We start from the raw sequence: 19468 nt of genomic DNA, 5'->3' as shown, positions 1-19468 counted from the left end.
TCGATACCTCAAGGCTTTAAATTAACGTTATGCTTTATCGAGCGCTTGGCTTACATCGGCAATTATATCTGCAATGTTTTCAATACCAACCGACAAACGAATTAAATCGCGACTTACGCCCGCATTAGCGAGTTCATCATCATTTAATTGGCGGTGTGTGGTTGATGCAGGATGACACGCAAGCGACTTGGCATCGCCAATATTAACTAAGCGTAAAATCATGTTTAGCGCATCAATAAAACGAGTACCCGCTTCTAGGCCACCAGCAATACCAAAGCTTAAAATACCGGATGCTTTACCACTGGTAATTTTTTGACTCATTTCGTTATACGGGCTTGATTTAAGCCCTGCGTAATTAACCCAAAGCACTTTTGGATGATTTTCAAAATACTCAGCCAGATGCTGTGCATTTTCGCAGTGGCGATCCATTCTCAAGCCTAAAGTTTCAAGGCCAATTAAAATATCAGATGCGTTTTTAGGCGCAAGCGCTGCGCCGGTATTTCTAAGTGGCACTACTCTGCAACGTCCAATAAATGCAGCTTCAGCGAAGGCTTCGGTATAAACCACGTTGTGATACGACGGATCGGGCTCGTTCATCATTGCAAAGCGCGTAGCATTCGCTTTCCAATCAAATTTACCTGAGTCGACAATCATGCCGCCAATGGCAGTACCGTGCCCGTTTATATACTTTGTAAGTGAGTGAACCACTATATCGGCGCCCAGCTCAAATGGGCGGCATAAATACGGCGTAGCCACAGTATTATCAACAATAAGCGGCACACCTTTGCTATGTGCAATACGTGCTAAACGTTCAATATCAACAATATTACCTGCAGGATTACCAATAGATTCACAAAAAACAGCGCGGGTGTTGTCGTCAATTGCACTCTCGAACGCGGTAAAGTCATCAGCTTTAATCATGCGTGCTTCAATACCTTGCCTAGGTAAGGTATGTGCAAATAAGTTATACGTGCCACCATATACTTGGCTGGTACTCACAATATTAGTACCGACTTCACACAAACATTGAATAGCATACGTAATAGCAGCCATCCCAGAGGCAACAGCCAGCCCACCAATGCCCCCTTCCATAGCGGCAATACGTTGTTCAAGTACGGCATTGGTCGGGTTCATTATGCGGGTGTAGATATTACCAGCTACTTTTAAATCGAATAAATCAGCGCCATGCTGCGTATTGTCAAATGTATAAGAAGAAGTGTGATAAATAGGCACGGCTGCCGATTTGGTCGTAGGCTCAGATTCGTAACCGTGGTGCAGTGCTAATGACTCTAATTTCATAATTATTTCCTTCAATTAATTTACCACTAACCTAGCACTTCTTGGTTACAAAATGCACATGAAATATATTAAAGGGTGTTGAGGTGGTTCGATTTAAGCTAAAGGTAGCTAGGCGCAAATACCGGACTTCTTTGCTAACTTGGTTTTTGTGTATTTTTCATTATTTCTAAATATCGCCCTTCAATGAATTTTTTTTCTTTTGTAAGGTGCTTGAGTGCATACTGCGTTTTTTCTAGCTCTTGCTTAAGAGTGTCTAATTCCTCACTACTTTCAGGCCCGTCAGTTTGTAACTGCAATTGCTGTAGTAGCTGATCTTGCTCTGCAATTTGTCTTTTATATTCGTTTAAAGTGTTAAGTAGCTTAGTTTGATCTTGCGTTGAAGGTACATCTACGTTTAGTGTTTTATCACTATTTTCGCTCGCTTTTTTAAGCGCTTTATAATCTGCTTGTAACTGCTCTTTTTCTTCTTGAAGCACAGTCACTGCATCATATTGTGCATACAGTTTTTGACGAGTTACTTTTAATTTTTCGACACTTTTGTCGAGATCCCCTTTAAGTTTGCGTATTAAATTATGCGAGCGTTTTAATTTATTATTAAGCTGATCAATTAGCTGTTGTTCTTTTTCAGTAACATGATCTTTGGTTGATGAAGTAACCTCAGTTAATTGCTGTTGTAACAGTATTTGTAAATTAACTAACTCAGCAATTGTCTTTCGATTATCGTTAACATAGCTCATTGCATTGTCAACAGATTCCCTACACATCGCTAACGTAGCATCATCCATCCCCCCTGTATTTTTAACCATGCTAAGCGCAAACGACCTAAACTCTCTGAGTATCAATAAAAGAATATAAAACCAAGCAGCTAAAATAAGTAGCCCAAAATTTATAGCAATATATTGATAAACCTCAGGAGGAAATACGACGTATGGCATTATTTAATTATCTTAAATTAGTGTCAATTTACTAGAGTTTAGCGCTGTCAAAATAATATGCCATAATAACAACAACATTTAAAAAAAAAGTAACGTGCGTGAAAATACTTATCGTTGATGATAGTCAAGCAACACTCGCAATAGTACGCCGGGGGTTGGAAAAATTTGGCTATCGAAAGTTATTAATAGAGAAAGCCAACAATGCTAAATCTGCGTTGACACTTATTGGCAGCTGGCATCCAGATATTGTTCTCACAGATTGGCATATGCCTGAAATGTCAGGAGTGATGTTATTGCGTGCTATTAAGCAACGACAACTTAATATAATAGTCGCGATGCTCACCACAGTTGATGAAAAGTCTAAAATTGAAGAAGCTATTAGCTTTGGTGCAACCTTTGTGTTGTCAAAACCTTTCACCGACGCGCAACTACACGATAAATTATTGCCTTTAGTACAGCTTGTAGAAAATAACGAAATAATCCCCGATGAAATTGAATTAAACAGTGATTTAGCTTTACCAAAACTTTCGCAATTAGAACGCCTATTTCATAAACATATTAGTTCGTCTTTAATAGTCAACACTATACAACCACAAGTATTCAATGAGTCTAAAGTTCCTTGTGTAATGGCCGTTTATGAGGATCCAAAAAGTCAAAAAGTGCGTGCCATTGCAATACTTGATATTTATGCAGCCTGTGTAATGGCTGGCGGATATAATACCTTGTCTACTGGCGATATCAGTAACTTAATAATATCGAGCGCAGTATCGAATGCGGCATTATCTGCATGTAAAAAGGCACTTAGCGAAACTGCTTTTGCCTTTTTAGACAAACGAACGCGAGTTAGTTTACAAATTAAAACCGTCAAAGTTATTACAACACCTTTTCACAAACTCACTTTGCTATATAAAACTCCTGCAGAAAAGCGAATTGATTTTAGTTGCCAGCTTGAGGGGATGGCACAAGGTAAAGTCATGTTGGTTGGTATTTAATTTTTTATTTAGATGACCGTTATATTATAAAAAGTATCAAGCATGTAAGAGACCATAAATTGTGTAAATCAAAATCAGCGACTTATCCTTACCAAAGAAGCTAAAATTTTAAACGTTACGCCATGTTATGTTTCTTTAAAAGCGAAGCGCCTCTTTTCTTATCTCACTAATTACTTATTTTACTATTTTCATTTCGTCTAATAAGTTTTGTGCATTATCTACTTTATCCATTACCCACAGCATGTAGCGCGAATCAACGTGGATTGAGTATGAATAAAGATGACATTAAAAAGCGTTGTTGTCATGAAGCGATGTTTTAAATTTACTATCACGTAAAAAAGATAAGCATCAAGTGAGTTTCACTTGACAAAATAATACAATATTAATATTTTAGTTAACGATATATCATACATATTAAAAGGAATTATAATGGATACATTAACACTTAGAACTCAAAGATTATCTCTAAAAGAGAAAAAAGAGTTAGAAATTAAATGTGGAAATAGATTGAATTGGACTGATGGCGGACATTGGATGGGAAATGGAAAAGCCCCAAATTGCTTCATTAGAGAAAAACTAAGAAGCAAATCAGCACATACTATTAATTTCCTTACTGATGATGCGGCTACAAAATGGAATTTGGAATGGGAAAAAACAATAAGACAAGGTGGCTATGTAGCATCTGCAGTTTTAGGTGTTGCGGTAAGCTTTGTTACATTAGGAGCTTTTACGGGCCCTGTCGTAGGTATGCTGTCTAACATACTTCAAGGTGAGTTTTTAGCAAACGTCCCATACCCAAGAATGGCAAGGGGCTAGAGCTATGAAATAATTTTCGAATACGACTTTTCTTGGTCACCACATCCTTATTTTGGAAGAGCATTAACCCAAAGAATCACAGGAATATCTAGGGACCACCTTGGTAATGAATTTGGTCGACATATTAGTAATAAAAAGTATGCTCTTGATCAACTCCCTGATGGTTTAGGTCGGTTTTTAGCCAGTACGCCTTCTAAAAATACATCTTCGGTCTATAAATAATATGCAAAAAAAATCTAGCCAACTTATTTTTTTATGGTTTCTATTAATTTTTTCAGTCTCGTTGCATGCAAAAGACATTGATATTCAGCATAAATGGAAAATAACTGAAATTATAGATTCTGATGGAAGTATTGTGAAAGTGGAATCGGGTGACTTTATTGTAATTGATAAAAGCACCATATTAGAGATAATGAAAAAGTATGGAAATAGAAGCTACCCTTATTACAGGAAAGCGGATATTTTACATGTAACTTCTGGTGACACTGTTTACGAATGGAAAATACTTTTTCTGGACTCTGACAGGTTTCATTTAGAAACGCCGCTAGGTACATATATACTAGCACGTTAATTATATCTTTAATAAATCACGCCTATTATATATGGACTGAATTATGATGCCTAAATGTTTAAATTGCTCACTTAATCTATCTTTTTCGTGGTTTGCATGGGCAATGTTTTCTACAAAGAACAGATGTGTCAATTGTGGTGCTTTGCACCAGTTTACTCCTAGGCATAAAACAGTTTACCAAGTATCGACTATATCAATGCTTTTAGGCATGAATTTATTAGGTTCTGTAATTTCTGGGGATATAGTAAAAGTTGTTATTTTATGTTCGATTATCTTTCCATTCATTATTTTTGTACCTGGGCAATACATATTGGCATCTCAAGATAATTTAGAGTTCAAAATAAAAAAATGAAAAATGTATTCACTTCAAATTTAGCCTTTAACAAAGCTATGAGAAGATTGATATTACTCGCGAATGAAAGTGAATACGTAAAGCCAACGGTATTAAAAAGCTGCAAACTGAATCACACCCAATAAAAAAGGCGCTTCCGATACGGTAAGCGCCTCTTTTCTTATCTCACTAATTACTTATTTTACTATTTTCATTTCGTCTAATAAGTTTTGTGCATTATCTACTTTATCCATTACCCACAGCATGTAGCGCGAATCAACGTGGATTGAGCGATTAAGCTCAGGGTTGTAATCCCAATCACCAATAATACTTTCGTACACACCATCAAAAAGTAAGCCAACAAGTTCTGCTTTGCCGTTAAGTGTAGGTGAACCTGAGTTACCACCGGTAGTGTCTACATTTGATAAAAAGTTAACTGGCACTGTATTCATGCCACCCGTGTAATCACCAAATAGTTTTGCTTTAATTTGCTCTTGTAACTTTTTAGGTGCATTAAATGGGTCAACATCGGTGTTTTTAGCAAGTAACCCTTCAAGCGATGTAAACGGCGTTGCTACCAATCCATCTTGAGGTGAATAGCCGCCTACGGTGCCATAGGTTACACGTAGTGTGCTGTTGGCATCGGCGTATACAGGTTTGTTTTTAGCTTTGTTAAACGCAATGATTGCGCTCATTAGCTCTGGGCGAGCTGCTTGTAATTTACCTGCAAGTGCTTTTGATTTATCTTCCTCTGCTTTCATTACTTTAAATATTGCTTTAGCGTACTGCACAAATGGGTCTTGGCTTTGATTTAGCTGGCTAAACGATTGTTCAAATAATGAATTGCGAACAGTGGCATTATCGAGTCTCGACTGTTCATACATGCTATCAAGTAACGCGCTTTGAGTTGCTTTATCAAACCCATTTTGTACTTTAAATACGTTATCAACGTCGCTAAAGCGCTCTTCTTTAGGAAGTGCTGCATACAGTTCTAAAAAGTGCAGTAAAATAGCTTTGTCTACTTTGCTATCATAACGGCGCGTCATACGCTCAAGGCCTGCTTTAATGCGGGGTAAGTCACGTTCTTGATATCCCGATTCGCGTTCGCTATTTGGCTTTTGCTTTTCATAACCTAAGCGGTATAAACGTCGTGCTGTACTGATCATTTGTGAGCGATGTACATAACCTAACATACGATCGCGTTCACTGTGCTCTTGTGATTGCGCAATTAGTTTAGATAGCTCACCTAGTACACTTCCGTATTGCTCTTTACGTGTACTATCACTATTGACCCAATTAGTTAGTTCTTGTTCAAACTGTTTTTTACGCTCAAACATAGTGCCTTTTTTAAAGCTTTCGATCATCGAACCATAATTTTTAATGTAGTTATTGTAACCAGCTATGGTGCTTTCGTAAGCAATACGCGCTTTACTGCCGTCTTCTGAATTCTCTTCAATAAGCGACACGTATTTTGAATTATGTACACGTGCTTTTGGGTAGCTATTGTTAAATACATTATCAACTTCTGCGGCTATGCGGTAACGATTGGTACGCCCTGGATAGCCTGTAACCATGACAAAATCGCCCTCTTGTACGCCTTTAGCGCTTACACTTAAGTAAGAGTCTGGTACGTAAGGTACATTATCTACGTTATATTCTGCCGGTTTGCCGTCTTTGCCTACGTATGCACGGTAAAAACCAAAATCGCCTGTGTGGCGCGGCCACATCCAATTATCTATATCGCCACCGTACTTACCTACGCCCATAGCGGGTGTATATGCTAAGCGTACATCTTTAATTTCAAGTGACTTAATTAAGTAAAACTCCAAACCACCATGAAAAGAATACACATTACAACGGTAGCTTTCATCAGCTTCACACTGGGCTACTAAGGCTTTTTCGTTTTTTTCTAGTGCGTCGTAGCGTGCTTTTGCGCTTAATGTTTCAGTGCCTTTAATGACTTGGTCGGTGACATTGGTCACCGTTTCAGTCACGTATACGCGAGCACCCGGTGCAGCTGGTAAATCTTCAGCCGGCGTTTTGGCTAAAAAGCCGTTTTCTAGAATATTATTCTCAGGCGTTGAATTGTACTGAACTGAGCCATAAATACAGTGATGATTTGTCACCACTAAGCCTTTAGGCGATACAAACGATGCTGTACAACCACCTAAACTAATAACCGCATTCATTGGAAATTCGGTTAATTTAGAAATTGAATCAACACTTATCTCCAACCCTTTGGCTTTTAAAATTGATTCTAATTCTGGAAGTTGATGTGGCTGCCACATGCCTTCATCGGCAACGACACTGCCCGAGATGGAAAGTGAAAATGTAGCTGCTAACGGAGCTATTAGGGGTTTTAAACGCATTACAGAGTCCTTTTTATTGTTTGTGCGGTAGTAACATAGCTACTTATTGAATAATTGAGCCATTACTACGATGGATAAATGACAAAGTGAAGGGAGCACACACTCCCTTACTTTAAATTAATGTATTTGAACTAAATTCAAATCACTTTTCGTCTTTTTTTACATCTGCAGGGTGTTCTACACCGATCCACGCTTTAAATAGCGCTTTTTGTTCAAGCGTAGCGTCTTTATTCGAAACTACTTTTTTTGGCTTATCAAAATCTTCTGACAAAACAATACTGGTCGTTGCTAATTCATCACGACGTATATAATCAATTGTTACTTTATCGCCGGCATTAAACATTTCTAGACTTGTTTTTAAGTCTTTACCTACTTGATGCTTATTTATTGCAACGATTTTATCAGCGGTTGTTAAGCCCGCTTTCCATGCACTACCGCCTCTGCGAACATGTGATAAAGTAAGTAGTTCGCCGCTTGATTTAGCTAAAGCGTCAATACTTGCTAATGCTTTTGCTTTTTCCGGGCGCTCTAGTTTAAGGCCTACTTTGTCAAGTAGTTCATCAAAATTTAAGTTTGCTGGAGCATCAATGTTTTCTTTCCACCAAGTACTGTAATCGCGCCCAGTAAGATCGTTTAAAATTGTGAGTACATCTTGCTCTGTGAATCCTTCTGGCATTTTATGAGCGTTATAAAGTGCTTTGTGAACGTCGCGGTAGCTAATTTTACCTTGGCTTTTTTCTAACAAATCAATGTCTAATGCCATTGAAAGCAGCGAACCTTCAGAGTAAATGTTAGTGCCGTAATTACGCGCATGATCGCCACCTTGATTAATCCATTTATCAAAACTTGTTTCGCTTGCACTTTGCACTTCGCGACCCGGTGTTTGTAAATGACGATTAATCGTTTTAGTCATCACTTTAAAAAACTCATCCGTGGTTTCTATGCCAGAACGAACTAATAAATGATCTTCAAAGTAGCTTGTTGAACCCTCGGCTATCCACAATAATTTTGAATAGTTCATATTGGTATAATCGTAAGGAACCAATCCTTTAGGACGGTACGCTTTAACGTTCCACGTATGAATAAATTCGTGGGCGGCGGTGCTAATAAAGCCTAAGTAATCTTCGCGCTTTGCAAAACGGTCTCGTGGGCGTTGAATAATCGTTGAGTTTAAATGCTCTGTTGCACCGCCCGCTCCCGATGTTGCATGTACCATAAATACATAACGCTCATACGGATAGCTATCCCAAATTACGTTACCTGTCGCGACGAGCTTTTTAAGATCGCTAAGCATAAGGTCTATATCGTAATTACCGTTGCCCCACACCACTAAGTCATACTCTCGTCCGTCTACTTCAAAGGTATGCAACTGATTAATACCCGTTTCAATAGGCGAATCAACTAATACGTCGTAGTCAGCTGCTTGAAAGGTGTTTTTACCTTTGAGGTTATCCATCCCCGATACAGAGCGCCATTTTTTAGGCACATCTAAATTTACAGTAACTGGCTCTTGGCGAAACGACTCGCTAAACATAAAAAAACCTGAAGCATCAATAAAGGCATGACTGTCATCAATATGACGGGCACGTTTTCCTAGCTCGTTTGCATAGACTTGATAGTCAAGGTTTACTTCGGTTGGCTGATTTAAATGAACACGCCACGTACTGTGATCTATTTTTTCCCATTTTAACGCTTTGCCATTTTCATCTTTCGCGTGGAAATAACGCACACCATTGGCAAGATTAAGAATTTCGTAACGGCCAGTGCGCCAAGCAGGAAGCTTTACGTCAATATGCGCTTGTGCGGTTTTTGGAAACTCAACACTTACATTTCCTAGATGATGTTCAGGTTGAGATATGCTTAATGCGTAATTTACATCGGCAAAAGCAGATGTTGAACAGGCAGCTAAAATAGATAACGCTAATAATTTTTTCATAGAAACTCTTAATGGAAACTTGATTGCGGTAAGACTAACAAGCCCCAATTTAAAAGTGAATTAAAAGCGATAAATGACCCTGTATATAAGTTTATACGCAATAGTCTACTAAAAATTGCTAAGTTTTTAGTTAGATAACTACACTTAATAAGAATTTGTTGTAAACTGAGGATAATATAACTAACTCGATGGCGGTATGCTTAGGTGTCTGAAAAATCTAACGCTACAGATAAAAAACTCAAACAGGCGATCGATGCGCGTATGGCTGTTGAGGATGCTCGTAAATATCAAGTCGATACCCTGACTAATTTTTCAGCCAAATTATCATTAAGCTGTAAAGGACTTGATACCGAGCTGGACAACCGGTTAGCTAAATTTAGAAATGCGCTAACTAAAGGCGTTAGCTTTGAGCACTTATCGCCATTGATAGATGAAACAATTGTTTTATTAAAAAACCAAGAGTCGGTACAACTAGCTCAACAGCGAGATTTATACACCAGTGTATTAAATGCTGGAAAACAACTGCAAAAAACCAAAGGCCTACCTGATGACACGCGTAGAACATTACGTCATCTATTAGATCACGATATTAATAATGTTCATTCAACTCATGATTTTATTCCTTTACTCGATAAGCTGGTTTCTTTTTACCATCAAGCACTAAATACAAAGCTGACAGGCACCTCCAGCGAACAATGTGATGCGACACCTGAACTTGCAAAAAAATTATTAGAACTTGCTAACGATTTAATGCTTGAGGATGAAGCGGCTGAAGAAGTTAAATACATAAAAAACAATATTACTGAAAACGATAAATTGGACGCTCTGTTAAAAGCAGCCATAAATATAATTTCGGTCGTCGTAAAAAACATCACCAAAGAGCGCCAGTCTGCACAGAGTTTTTTGGCTTCACTAAACCAAACACTTGAAGACTTGCACCACTCGATTGTTTCTACGAGCAAACACTCAAAATCGATGGGCGTTGAGTTTGATTCGTTGAATAAAAGCATAGAAAGCAAAATAAAAAATCTGAATATACAAACGCAAAATGCAACCTCAATTTCATCTTTAAAAGAGCTCGTTGATAACGAGCTTAAATCGCTAAGCCAAGATTTTATCGCAAAAGAAAAGTTAGAACGTGAAGATAGAGAAACGCTGATTTCAAGCTTTGATCAAATCAATAGCAGAATTGGTAGCCTTGAAAGCAAACTGACTAAATACAAAAAACGTTTAAATGAACAGCGCTTTAAAAGCCTTCTTGATAGCTTAACAAAGTTACCTAATCGTGCTGCATTTGACGAACGTTATAATCACGAAGTACATTTATTTAATGTGCAAACATCCGATGTTACCCTTGCCGTTATTGACGTAGACCATTTTAAATCAATCAATGATAGGTTTGGCCACACCGCAGGTGATATCACGTTACAAGTTATTGCTAAAGCATTATTAAAATCAATAAGAAAATCAGACTTTATTGCACGTTATGGTGGTGAGGAGTTTGTACTACTAATGCCAAATACCACGATTGATAGTGCAGCAGCACCGCTAGAAAAACTTAGAAAAGTGATAAAAAGCATTCCTTTTAAATTTAGAGATAAACAAATAGAAATTACGATTTCATTAGGTGCAACACAATTTAAAAAAGGCGATACACCTATTATCGCTTTTGATAGAGCGGACGATGCGCTCTACGAAGCTAAAAATACAGGTCGGGATCGCCTTTGTATCAGTAAATAACGCCATGTTTGATAAATGCTAAGAATTATGGCTAAGCAGTTAATTTACATAAATAAGTAGCAAGGAGAACGCCGATGTTAATACAGTTAAACCCAACTGGGGTTTTAGATTTACTGTCGCAATTAGAAGTTGATTTATTAGAGCAATCCTCTGCGAGTGAACGCTATAAGCTATTTAGAAATTGTGCGCTTGCGGTTCTTAATGTCGGTAGCCATACCGATTCAAGCAACGAAATTTACGACAAATATAAAGATTTTGATATACGCTTAGTCAGTAGAGAGCGTGGCATAAAAATAGAACTTGAAAACCCACCAGCAACAGCATTCGTCGATGGCGAAATAATCACAGGTATTCACGAACATATTTTCTCTGTTATTCGCGATATATTATTTATTTGTCAAAAGTATGAGAAAAACCTTAAAGAGCAAAAAGCCATAACCCATATGGTATTTGATATGCTCAGAAATGCAGACGCATTGCGTGTAAATATTGAGCCCAATATGGTTGTTTGCTGGGGTGGACATTCAATAAATGAACTTGAATATAAGTACACTAAGCAAGTAGGTTATGAATTAGGTTTACGCGGATTAAACATTTGCACAGGTTGTGGTCCAGGCGCGATGAAAGGCCCAATGAAAGGTGCCACTATTGGCCATGCAAAACAGCGTATCAAAGATAACCGTTATTTAGGATTAACTGAGCCAAGTATTATTGCCGCCGAGCCACCTAATCCAATCGTAAACGAATTAGTCATTTTACCAGACATTGAAAAACGCCTTGAAGCCTTTATAAGAACAGCTCACGCGATTATTATTTTCCCAGGTGGTGCGGGTACAGCAGAAGAACTGCTGTATTTATTAGGTATATTACTGCACCCAGATAATACCAAGCAATGCCTGCCGGTTATTTTAACGGGCCCAAAAGAAAGTGAAACGTACTTTAAAGAATTATGTAAATTTATACAAATGACTCTTGGTAAAGAAGCATTAGATAAATTTGAAGTCATTATTGATAACCCTGAACTTGTCGGTCAAAAATTAAAGTCAGCAATGACTGATGTACGTAATTACCGTAAAAGTGAAGGCGATGCTTATTACTTTAATTGGACTTTGAAAATCGATAATGATTTTCAACAACCTTTTGCACCTACGCACGAGAATATGGCCAGCCTTGATTTACATCTTGATCAACCTAAACAACAATTAGCCGCAAATTTACGCCGAGCATTTTCAGGTATTGTTGCCGGAAATGTAAAAGATGAAGGTATAAAAGCCATAAAACAAAATGGCCCTTACATTTTAAGTGGCGAGCCTGCCTTAATGAAAGATATGGATAAATTGCTACAAGCTTTTGTTGAGCAAGGGAGAATGAAACTCCCAGGTAGTAAGTATGTTCCGTGTTACAAAATAAAAGCATGAGCCTTATAGTTTGAAACCCCATTTACTTCTTATCGATGCGCTTAATTTAATTAGGCGCATTTACGCAGTCGACATGAATCAAAAGCATCACAATGACGAGCAAATGATACAAACCTGCTCTGCACGTGTTGCCCAAGCATGTAAAAAACTCTTAAGTATCACTAATGCAACCCACGCTATTGCCGTTTTTGACGGTGATAAAAGTTGGCGTTATCACTTTTATAAAGACTATAAGCATTCTCGTGCACCGATGCCCGATACATTAAAAGAGGCATTAGTCCACTTTAAAACCGCAATTGAAGACACTGGAATTGTAGTATTTGAACCCGAAAATGATGAAGCCGATGACATTATTGCCACACTCGCGTGCAAAGCGGCGAATAATCAGGTATCGAATACAATTGTCTCGACCGATAAAGGCTTTTTACCACACCTAGGAGCTGATATTACTGTTTATGATTATTTTAAAAAACAGTATCTTGATGAGCACAGTATAAAGGAGCGCTTTGGCGTTAATAAAAACAAACTTGTTGATTTTTGGGCTTTAGCGGGAGATAAAACCAATGATATTCCTGGTGTAAAAGGTATTGGAGCAAAATCGGCTCAGCAGCTTGTTAATAATTACAATACAATTGAAGATGCGCTTGAAGATGAATCACTTAGTCCAAGTATTCATAAAAAACTAGACGCTAATATGCAAATGTATGTTATTTCAAAGCAACTGGTAAGTTTACGCTCAGATATAAATCTAGGTTTTAGTTTAAAGCAGCTAAGGCTTAATTAAGTGATTTATTTTGAGGCAAGAAAATCGTGTCGATAACAAGGCAAAAATTTCGTTATTTAGTTGTTCTGTATCAGAAATGTTTAACGCCGTTAGCGTCATCTCAAATTGATTAGGTATTATTGCGGATTGGTATTAATAGCGCGTACTTATTACAATACGTATACTATTGTTAGTTATGGCAGTTAGAGTAATTCATGTTGAAAAAGTTTTCTCGGTATTTAATTTTAGGTTTGGGACTTTACGCACTTATTGCAGCCTTAGTGATCACTTTTTACAAAGACGATCCACAAGCAATGATCTGGCAAGACCGTGAAGCATTTAATAAACGCTATATTGAAAAGCTAACCCTTAAAAAGCAAACAACTCTCAATAGTGTACTTGATTATTTGGGCAGCCCCGATCTTACTTATGCAAAACGTGAAGGTGAACAAGTACTGCAAATTATTTTTTACCGTACACAGCATATTGCATCTGATGGCATTACCACTATTGACGAATGCACTGGGCTTTTATTTAAAAATGGACAGCTTATTTTATGGGGACCCAATGCCTACAAAAAGTATCAGGAAAATAATTAGGTGAGCCATAATGGATGAACCTATCTCAATAAAATTAAACCAGCTGTTTGAAAATACCCAGTTGTTTTTAGCCTCTTATAACAATAAAGAGCAATGGCAAACACTCTACCCTGTCATTTGCAAAATAGCTGAACAATTTCGACTCCTATACAACGAAAATCCATTTTCACTGCAAGCACAACTGGCACTGTTTAATCCAAAATACGACTATTCAACAAACCTTGTTATTGGTCAGTGTGTATTAACAACAGCACTTTGTTCAAGCCAGCATTATAATAACGAATTAAGCGAACTTTATATAAGCGTCGCACTTGTTGAGCATCTGTGCGTTTGTAAGCAACTCAATAAACTTGCTGAGCATACTGACTTTAATATCAATGACAAAAAAGTATGGCAGCTACGTCATCAGCTAGCGGCTAAAATTATTTTAAGCGCAGGAGAGTCAGCAAAGCCAATAGCACAAATTTTAGCTAAATTGAGCAAATACAAGCAGGCACTTGTTAGCACGCCTAAGATTATGCTTTACGATGGGGGTATAACGCTTGTCGCACTCGCGAATATCATCGCAATGAATACGACTTATAATGCTGAGAAAAAACATATTGACCTTTTTAAAGCACTCGGCGATTTATATATAAGAACACCAAATTTATTTGCTCAGCAATTAATAAAAGCGCTGATTGCACATATAGGACCGTTATTACCGGGTAGTAAGGTGCTATATTCTGAGCAATCGATGCTCTATTTAATGACCAATACATTGCAACGCCACATTCTAATAAGCACTAATGAAAAAAATAAAATAACGTGGTATCGCGTAAAAGCATCGCTTAATGACAATCCGAAGCAATGGTATTGCACAAATCAAAAATTACACTTAATGGTTTGGAATAGCGAACATATTAAAACAACAAATGATGTATCAGCGAATGAATCGTTGCAGTTACTTGATTTAATAAGTCGTATTAAGTTACAACATGAATACAGTTATAAAGGTTTGAGCCAAATTATGGCTGAGCATCCTCAAATAATAGTTAATTTGTGCGAAGCAGTAAGACCTTACAACAAAGAACATCAACTCGCTAAAGATTTAAAACATAGTTTGTCTATGGTTGGTTACTTAAATGTGCCGGCGATTATTCAGCGTGTCGTGTTTGAGCGACTTGTCAATGTAACACCGCATCCACTACAGCAATTTGTTTTAAAGCGCTTAACTTGCTTAGTAAACATTATGGGATTAATCGTTAAGCACAACAAAAACTATCAATTTGAACATATTGCTTTGCCTTTATATGCTTATACGTACTATTTATTAACTCAATGCAGTACACGACTTTCAAGAAAAGTTTTAATAAGCGAAACGCCAAATAATGATTTAAGCGATCCATTTTGTGTTTTATTCGGCGTCGATGGGATTGATCAAGAGCAGCTAAGCACTCAACTTAAGCAATTATTGAGTGATAACCCTTGGACTCACGCGCTTTTAGAAGCAGAGCAAATACCTAAAAAGCAATTTAATAGTCAACACAAGCTTTGGATAACATTAAAAGTAGTCGCGCAAAGTGTATTTAAACCCGAATTAGCACTAACGGTATGGCAAAAGCAAATATTAAATGAGCAATTAAAATTACAAGGTTGGTCAAATCAATCTACTTTTAATCAGCAGCTGCTAGCGCTAAACTTATCGAATAGTATTTAATCTGACTCAGCCTTAGATTATTTAGCAAACCTATTATGACTATAAACACAGTTTATACCCATTATTTGTGGTATAAACTGGCAAAATGGGTGATATATTGGTATAAATGCGCCCTTAAAATTTTCAACCCTCAATCGCATGAATGATCTAACAAGCAGTTGCTCTCTCAGAGTAATAGTTTATGCGTAAATCAAACTCTTTAAAGGAAAAGTTAATGGCCAAAAGAACCATCACAGTGATCAAAGGCGACGGCATCGGTCCGAGCATTATCGACTCAGCACTTGAAATACTAAAAGCCGCAGGATGCGATTTTGATTATGAATTTGTTGATGCTGGCCTAGCTGCACTTGAAAAAACAGGTGAGTTACTTCCGCAAGACACAATTGATACCATTGCTAAAAACAAAATCACACTTAAAGGCCCTTTAACAACACCTGTGGGTGAAGGTTTTACGTCTATAAACGTGACTTTACGTAAGCAATTTGGTTTATATGCAAATGTTCGTCCTGTTAAATCATTTGTAGGCACTAAAGCACGTTACGATGATATTGATATCATTACGATTCGTGAAAACACACAAGGTATGTACTCAGGTGCAGGGCAAATTGTTTCTGAGGACGGTAACGAAGCAGAAGCTAAATCTGTCATTACCCGCGAAGGCGCAGAAAAAATCGTCACATTTGCATACGAGCTAGCTGTGCGCGAAGGTCGTAAAAAAGTAACTGCGGTTCATAAAGCAAATATTTTAAAATCAACATCGGGTTTATTTTTAAAAGTTGCGCGCGAAGTAGCTGAACGTTACCCACAAATTGAATCAACAGAAATGATTGTTGATGCAACGTGTATGAAACTAGTAATGACCCCGGAAGAGTTTGATGTAATTGTTACTACAAACTTATTTGGTGATATTTTATCAGATCTTTGTGCTGGTTTAGTCGGCGGCCTAGGCATGGCACCAGGTGCTAACATTGGTGAAGATGCTGCAATATTTGAAGCTGTACACGGCAGTGCACCCGATATCGCTGGTAAAAACTTAGCTAACCCTACATCTGTAATTTTAGCGTCGATTCAAATGCTTGAGCATTTAGATATGGGCGACACTGCAGAGCGTATTCGCAGTGCTGTTGCTGACGTAATTAAATCAGGCGATAGAACGACTCGCGATTTAGGCGGTAGCCACGGTACTACAGATTTCACTCAAGCTGTGATTGATCGTCTGTAATTGATCGTACATTTACTATGAAAAGCCAGCAATGCTGGCTTTTTTGTTTTTATATATTCCTGCATTACCCATTCTAAGCTGCATAATTTCTTCCTTACAGGCCAATAAAAACGACGGCCTTTGCAATTTAAAATTAAAAAAACAATATTAAATGAAATTTCAATGCAAAAAAGGCATTTCTCGGTTGACATGTGAGCTAAAAACCCTTAAAAATAGCTTCATAGAGAATTTTTAATTTAAAGCAATGTATTGCTTTGTAACACAGTGATAAATTATGAAAATGCAAATTCGCCTTTCTGTCGTACTCGTACTGGTCTTAGTGATAAGCCCAGCGGGGATGTATTGAAAAGTGATACTGCTTTTTAAAAACCCTCGCACTACGCGGGGGTTTTTTTATGCATAAAATACAGCACAGAGGAATGAGGATGAGTAAACAACAATATAATGGCTCTGAACTAGTCGTTCAGGCATTAAAAGAATTAAAGGTTAAATACATATTTGGCTACCCCGGTGGCTCAGTATTAGATTTATATGATGCACTTTTTCAGCAAGATGATATTGAACATATTTTAGTTCGCCACGAGCAAGCAGCCACACACATGGCTGATGGCTATGCGCGTGCGACAGGGGAAGTAGGTGTTGTACTTGCAACTTCAGGCCCTGGAGCGACAAATTGTATTACCGGTATTGCTACAGCCTACATGGATTCTATTCCAATGGTTGTGTTATCAGGCCAAGTACCTACACACTTAATTGGTGACGATGCATTTCAAGAAACCGATATTGTTGGCTGCTCTCGCCCAATAGTTAAACATAGCTTTAACTGTAGGAGCGCGAAAGAAATTCCAACAATCTTAGCTAAAGCGTTTTATATTGCCAGCACAGGTCGCCCAGGCCCTGTTGTAGTTGAACTACCTAAAGATATGCTTAACCCTAGTATTAAGTTTGAATACCAATTCCCTCAAACAACAGAGCTCAGAACGTACAACCCCAATACCAGGGGGCACTCTAAACAAATTCGTAAAGCCGTTACTGCCATTTTAGAGGCTAAAAAGCTCGTTATTTACTCCGGTGGCGGTATTGTTATTTCTAATACATCAGAGCAGCTAACTCATTTAGTTGAGTCGCTAAATGCACCAATTACAAATACCTTAATGGGTCTTGGAGGTATATCGGGTGTACATCCTAACTTTATTGGCATGCTGGGGATGCATGGCACGCTTGAAGCCAATAAAGCAATGGCAAATGCCGATGTTATTTTAGCGTTAGGCGCTCGTTTTGATGACAGAGTAACCAATAACGTTAAAAAGTTTTGTCCAAATGCCACCATTGTTCATGTTGACGTAGATCCAACCTCTATCTCTAAAACTATCAAAGCACATATTCCCGTTGTAGGCTGCCTAGCAACAGTACTTGAACAACTACAAGCAGGTATTGACAAAAGCCCAATTCAAATTGATCGCAGCGCGCAAGAGGACTGGTGGCGACAAATTATAAGCTGGCGTGAGCAAAAATGTTTAAGCTACAACACGGATGGCGAAAAAATAAAACCGCAAGCAGTAATTGAAGCTGTTTATAAAGCCACCAATGGGGATGCATATGTAAGCTCTGATGTTGGTCAACATCAAATGTTTGCAGCGCAGTACTATCCCTTTAAGCACCCTCGTCAATGGATCAACTCAGGCGGCTTAGGCACTATGGGCTTTGGTTTACCTGCCGCTATGGGTGTAAAGCTTGCATTTCCTGGTAAAGAATCTGTCTGCGTTACAGGTGATGGCTCTATTCAAATGAATATCCAAGAGCTGTCTACCTGTTTACAATATAATTTAGCTGTAAAAGTTGTGTCTTTGAACAACCGCTCTCTTGGCATGGTACGCCAATGGCAAGACATGGTATACGGTGGTCGCCATTCATCATCTTATATGGACTCTCTGCCTGACTTTGTTAAGTTAGTTGAAAGCTACGGCCATGTAGGTATTAAAGTAAACACACTTGATGAACTGCAGCCGGCTATAGATAGAGCAATGAGCATCAACGATCGTTTAGTCTTTTTAGATATTCTTGTTGACGAAAAAGAACATGTGTACCCAATGCAAATTAAATTAGGCAGCATTGACGAGATGTGGTTACGAAAAGGAGTAAAAGCATAATGCGTCGTATTTTATCTATCTTATTAGAAAACGAACCTGGTGCACTGTCGCGTATCGTTGGGTTGTTCTCACAACGTGCGTACAACATAGACAGCCTTACGGTAGGCACAACCGACGATCAATCATTATCACGGATCACCATTACCACTATGGGTGATGACAGAGTTGTGGAGCAAATAACTAAACAAGTTAATAAACTTGTAGACGTGTTAAAAATAATAGATTTAACCGAGATGGGCCATATTGAGCGTGAGCTGCTATTAGTTAAAGTATTTGCACAAGACGAAACGACACGCGCAGCAGTAACTCGTGTAGTTGATGTTTTCCAAGGGATTATTTTAGATATGGGCCGACAAAGCTATAGTCTGCAGCTTGTAAGCAGCACAGATAAAATAGAATCGTTTTTGGATACCTTACGCCACGAAACCGACATTATCGAAGTTGTACGCTCAGGAGCTGTAGGCATAGGTAGAGGCGATAAAGCTTTAAAAGCATAATACCAATCTGCTTATATGGGGCCTGTTTAACGTTAAAAAAATTACGCTAGAACTAGGAAAAAATTTTTAACGACATTATAGTGCAATTTAATTCGTTAAATTGATCAAAGATTTATGCAGTTTGGTATTAC

Annotated in this window: 15 protein-coding genes and 1 pseudogene; 11 read left to right on the top strand and 5 right to left on the bottom strand. The window is 38.0% G+C overall.

Features of this window, described 5'->3' with window-relative positions:
• Positions 1 to 27: 27 nt before the first annotated feature.
• Together CWB66_RS09860 and CWB66_RS09855 are read right to left on the bottom strand one after the other, a co-directional pair.
• Positions 28 to 1299, bottom strand: a complete 1272-nt coding sequence (locus CWB66_RS09860; RefSeq protein WP_138585246.1) for an O-acetylhomoserine aminocarboxypropyltransferase/cysteine synthase family protein — start codon at positions 1297 to 1299, stop codon at positions 28 to 30.
• Positions 1300 to 1433: 134 nt separating this feature from the next.
• A complete protein-coding gene (locus tag CWB66_RS09855; protein WP_138585245.1) occupies positions 1434 to 2234 on the bottom strand; it encodes a chromosome partitioning protein ParA in 801 nt (266 codons plus the stop codon).
• Between the two features lie 98 nt (positions 2235 to 2332).
• Here CWB66_RS09855 and CWB66_RS09850 point away from each other — a divergent pair, with 98 nt between their 5' ends.
• A complete protein-coding gene (locus CWB66_RS09850; RefSeq protein WP_138585244.1) occupies positions 2333 to 3226 on the top strand; it encodes a response regulator in 894 nt (297 codons plus the stop codon).
• Between the two features lie 174 nt (positions 3227 to 3400).
• On the opposite strand, the pseudogene CWB66_RS23055 reads toward CWB66_RS09850, so the two are convergent.
• Positions 3401 to 3493: pseudogene (locus CWB66_RS23055) on the bottom strand (S46 family peptidase); the annotation flags it as partial.
• A gap of 162 nt (positions 3494 to 3655) precedes the next feature.
• On the opposite strand from CWB66_RS23055, the gene CWB66_RS09840 reads away from it, so the two are divergent.
• Positions 3656 to 4042, top strand: a complete 387-nt coding sequence (locus CWB66_RS09840) for a hypothetical protein (RefSeq protein ID WP_138585243.1) — start codon at positions 3656 to 3658, stop codon at positions 4040 to 4042.
• Positions 4043 to 4265: 223 nt separating this feature from the next.
• Positions 4266 to 4613 carry a hypothetical protein gene (locus tag CWB66_RS09835; RefSeq protein ID WP_138585242.1) on the top strand — a complete coding sequence of 116 codons (348 nt, stop codon included), beginning with the start codon at positions 4266 to 4268 and terminating at the stop codon, positions 4611 to 4613.
• Between the two features lie 528 nt (positions 4614 to 5141).
• On the opposite strand, the gene CWB66_RS09830 is transcribed toward CWB66_RS09835, so the two are convergent.
• A complete protein-coding gene (locus CWB66_RS09830; RefSeq protein WP_138585241.1) occupies positions 5142 to 7313 on the bottom strand; it encodes a S46 family peptidase in 2172 nt (723 codons plus the stop codon).
• Positions 7314 to 7455: 142 nt separating this feature from the next.
• Positions 7456 to 9249, bottom strand: a complete 1794-nt coding sequence (locus CWB66_RS09825; protein WP_138585240.1) for a M61 family metallopeptidase — start codon at positions 9247 to 9249, stop codon at positions 7456 to 7458.
• Positions 9250 to 9453: 204 nt separating this feature from the next.
• Here CWB66_RS09825 and CWB66_RS09820 point away from each other — a divergent pair, with 204 nt between their 5' ends.
• From CWB66_RS09820 to ilvN, 8 genes are all read left to right on the top strand, one after another.
• Positions 9454 to 10989: a GGDEF domain-containing protein gene (locus CWB66_RS09820; protein ID WP_077535257.1), complete on the top strand. Its 1536-nt coding sequence runs from the start codon at positions 9454 to 9456 to the stop codon at positions 10987 to 10989.
• A gap of 74 nt (positions 10990 to 11063) precedes the next feature.
• On the top strand, positions 11064 to 12407 hold the full coding sequence (ppnN, locus tag CWB66_RS09815; protein ID WP_077535256.1) for a nucleotide 5'-monophosphate nucleosidase PpnN: 1344 nt from the start codon (positions 11064 to 11066) through the stop codon (positions 12405 to 12407).
• 10 nt (positions 12408 to 12417) lie between these two features.
• On the top strand, positions 12418 to 13191 hold the full coding sequence (gene xni, locus CWB66_RS09810; protein WP_138585239.1) for a flap endonuclease Xni: 774 nt from the start codon (positions 12418 to 12420) through the stop codon (positions 13189 to 13191).
• A gap of 194 nt (positions 13192 to 13385) precedes the next feature.
• Positions 13386 to 13769: a DUF3192 domain-containing protein gene (locus CWB66_RS09805; RefSeq protein WP_077535254.1), complete on the top strand. Its 384-nt coding sequence runs from the start codon at positions 13386 to 13388 to the stop codon at positions 13767 to 13769.
• A gap of 10 nt (positions 13770 to 13779) precedes the next feature.
• A complete protein-coding gene (locus CWB66_RS09800; protein WP_138585238.1) occupies positions 13780 to 15468 on the top strand; it encodes a hypothetical protein in 1689 nt (562 codons plus the stop codon).
• Positions 15469 to 15682: 214 nt separating this feature from the next.
• Entirely contained in the window at positions 15683 to 16690 is a 1008-nt protein-coding gene (locus CWB66_RS09795; RefSeq protein WP_077535252.1) for an isocitrate dehydrogenase, read from the top strand.
• Positions 16691 to 17115: 425 nt separating this feature from the next.
• The gene (locus CWB66_RS09790; RefSeq protein ID WP_138585237.1) at positions 17116 to 18840 is read left to right on the top strand and encodes an acetolactate synthase 3 large subunit; all 1725 of its coding nucleotides are present in this window, start codon (positions 17116 to 17118) and stop codon (positions 18838 to 18840) included.
• Complete coding sequence (ilvN, locus tag CWB66_RS09785; protein ID WP_138585236.1) at positions 18840 to 19337, top strand: acetolactate synthase small subunit; 498 nt, start codon at positions 18840 to 18842, stop codon at positions 19335 to 19337. Before CWB66_RS09790 ends, ilvN begins: the two co-directional genes overlap by 1 nt.
• Positions 19338 to 19468: the final 131 nt, after the last annotated feature.

Origin of the sequence: Pseudoalteromonas sp. S558 (assembly GCF_005886635.1) — a bacterium.
Classification (GTDB): Bacteria; Pseudomonadota; Gammaproteobacteria; order Enterobacterales; family Alteromonadaceae; genus Pseudoalteromonas; species Pseudoalteromonas aliena.
This window is presented reverse-complemented; position numbering and strand designations above follow the sequence as displayed.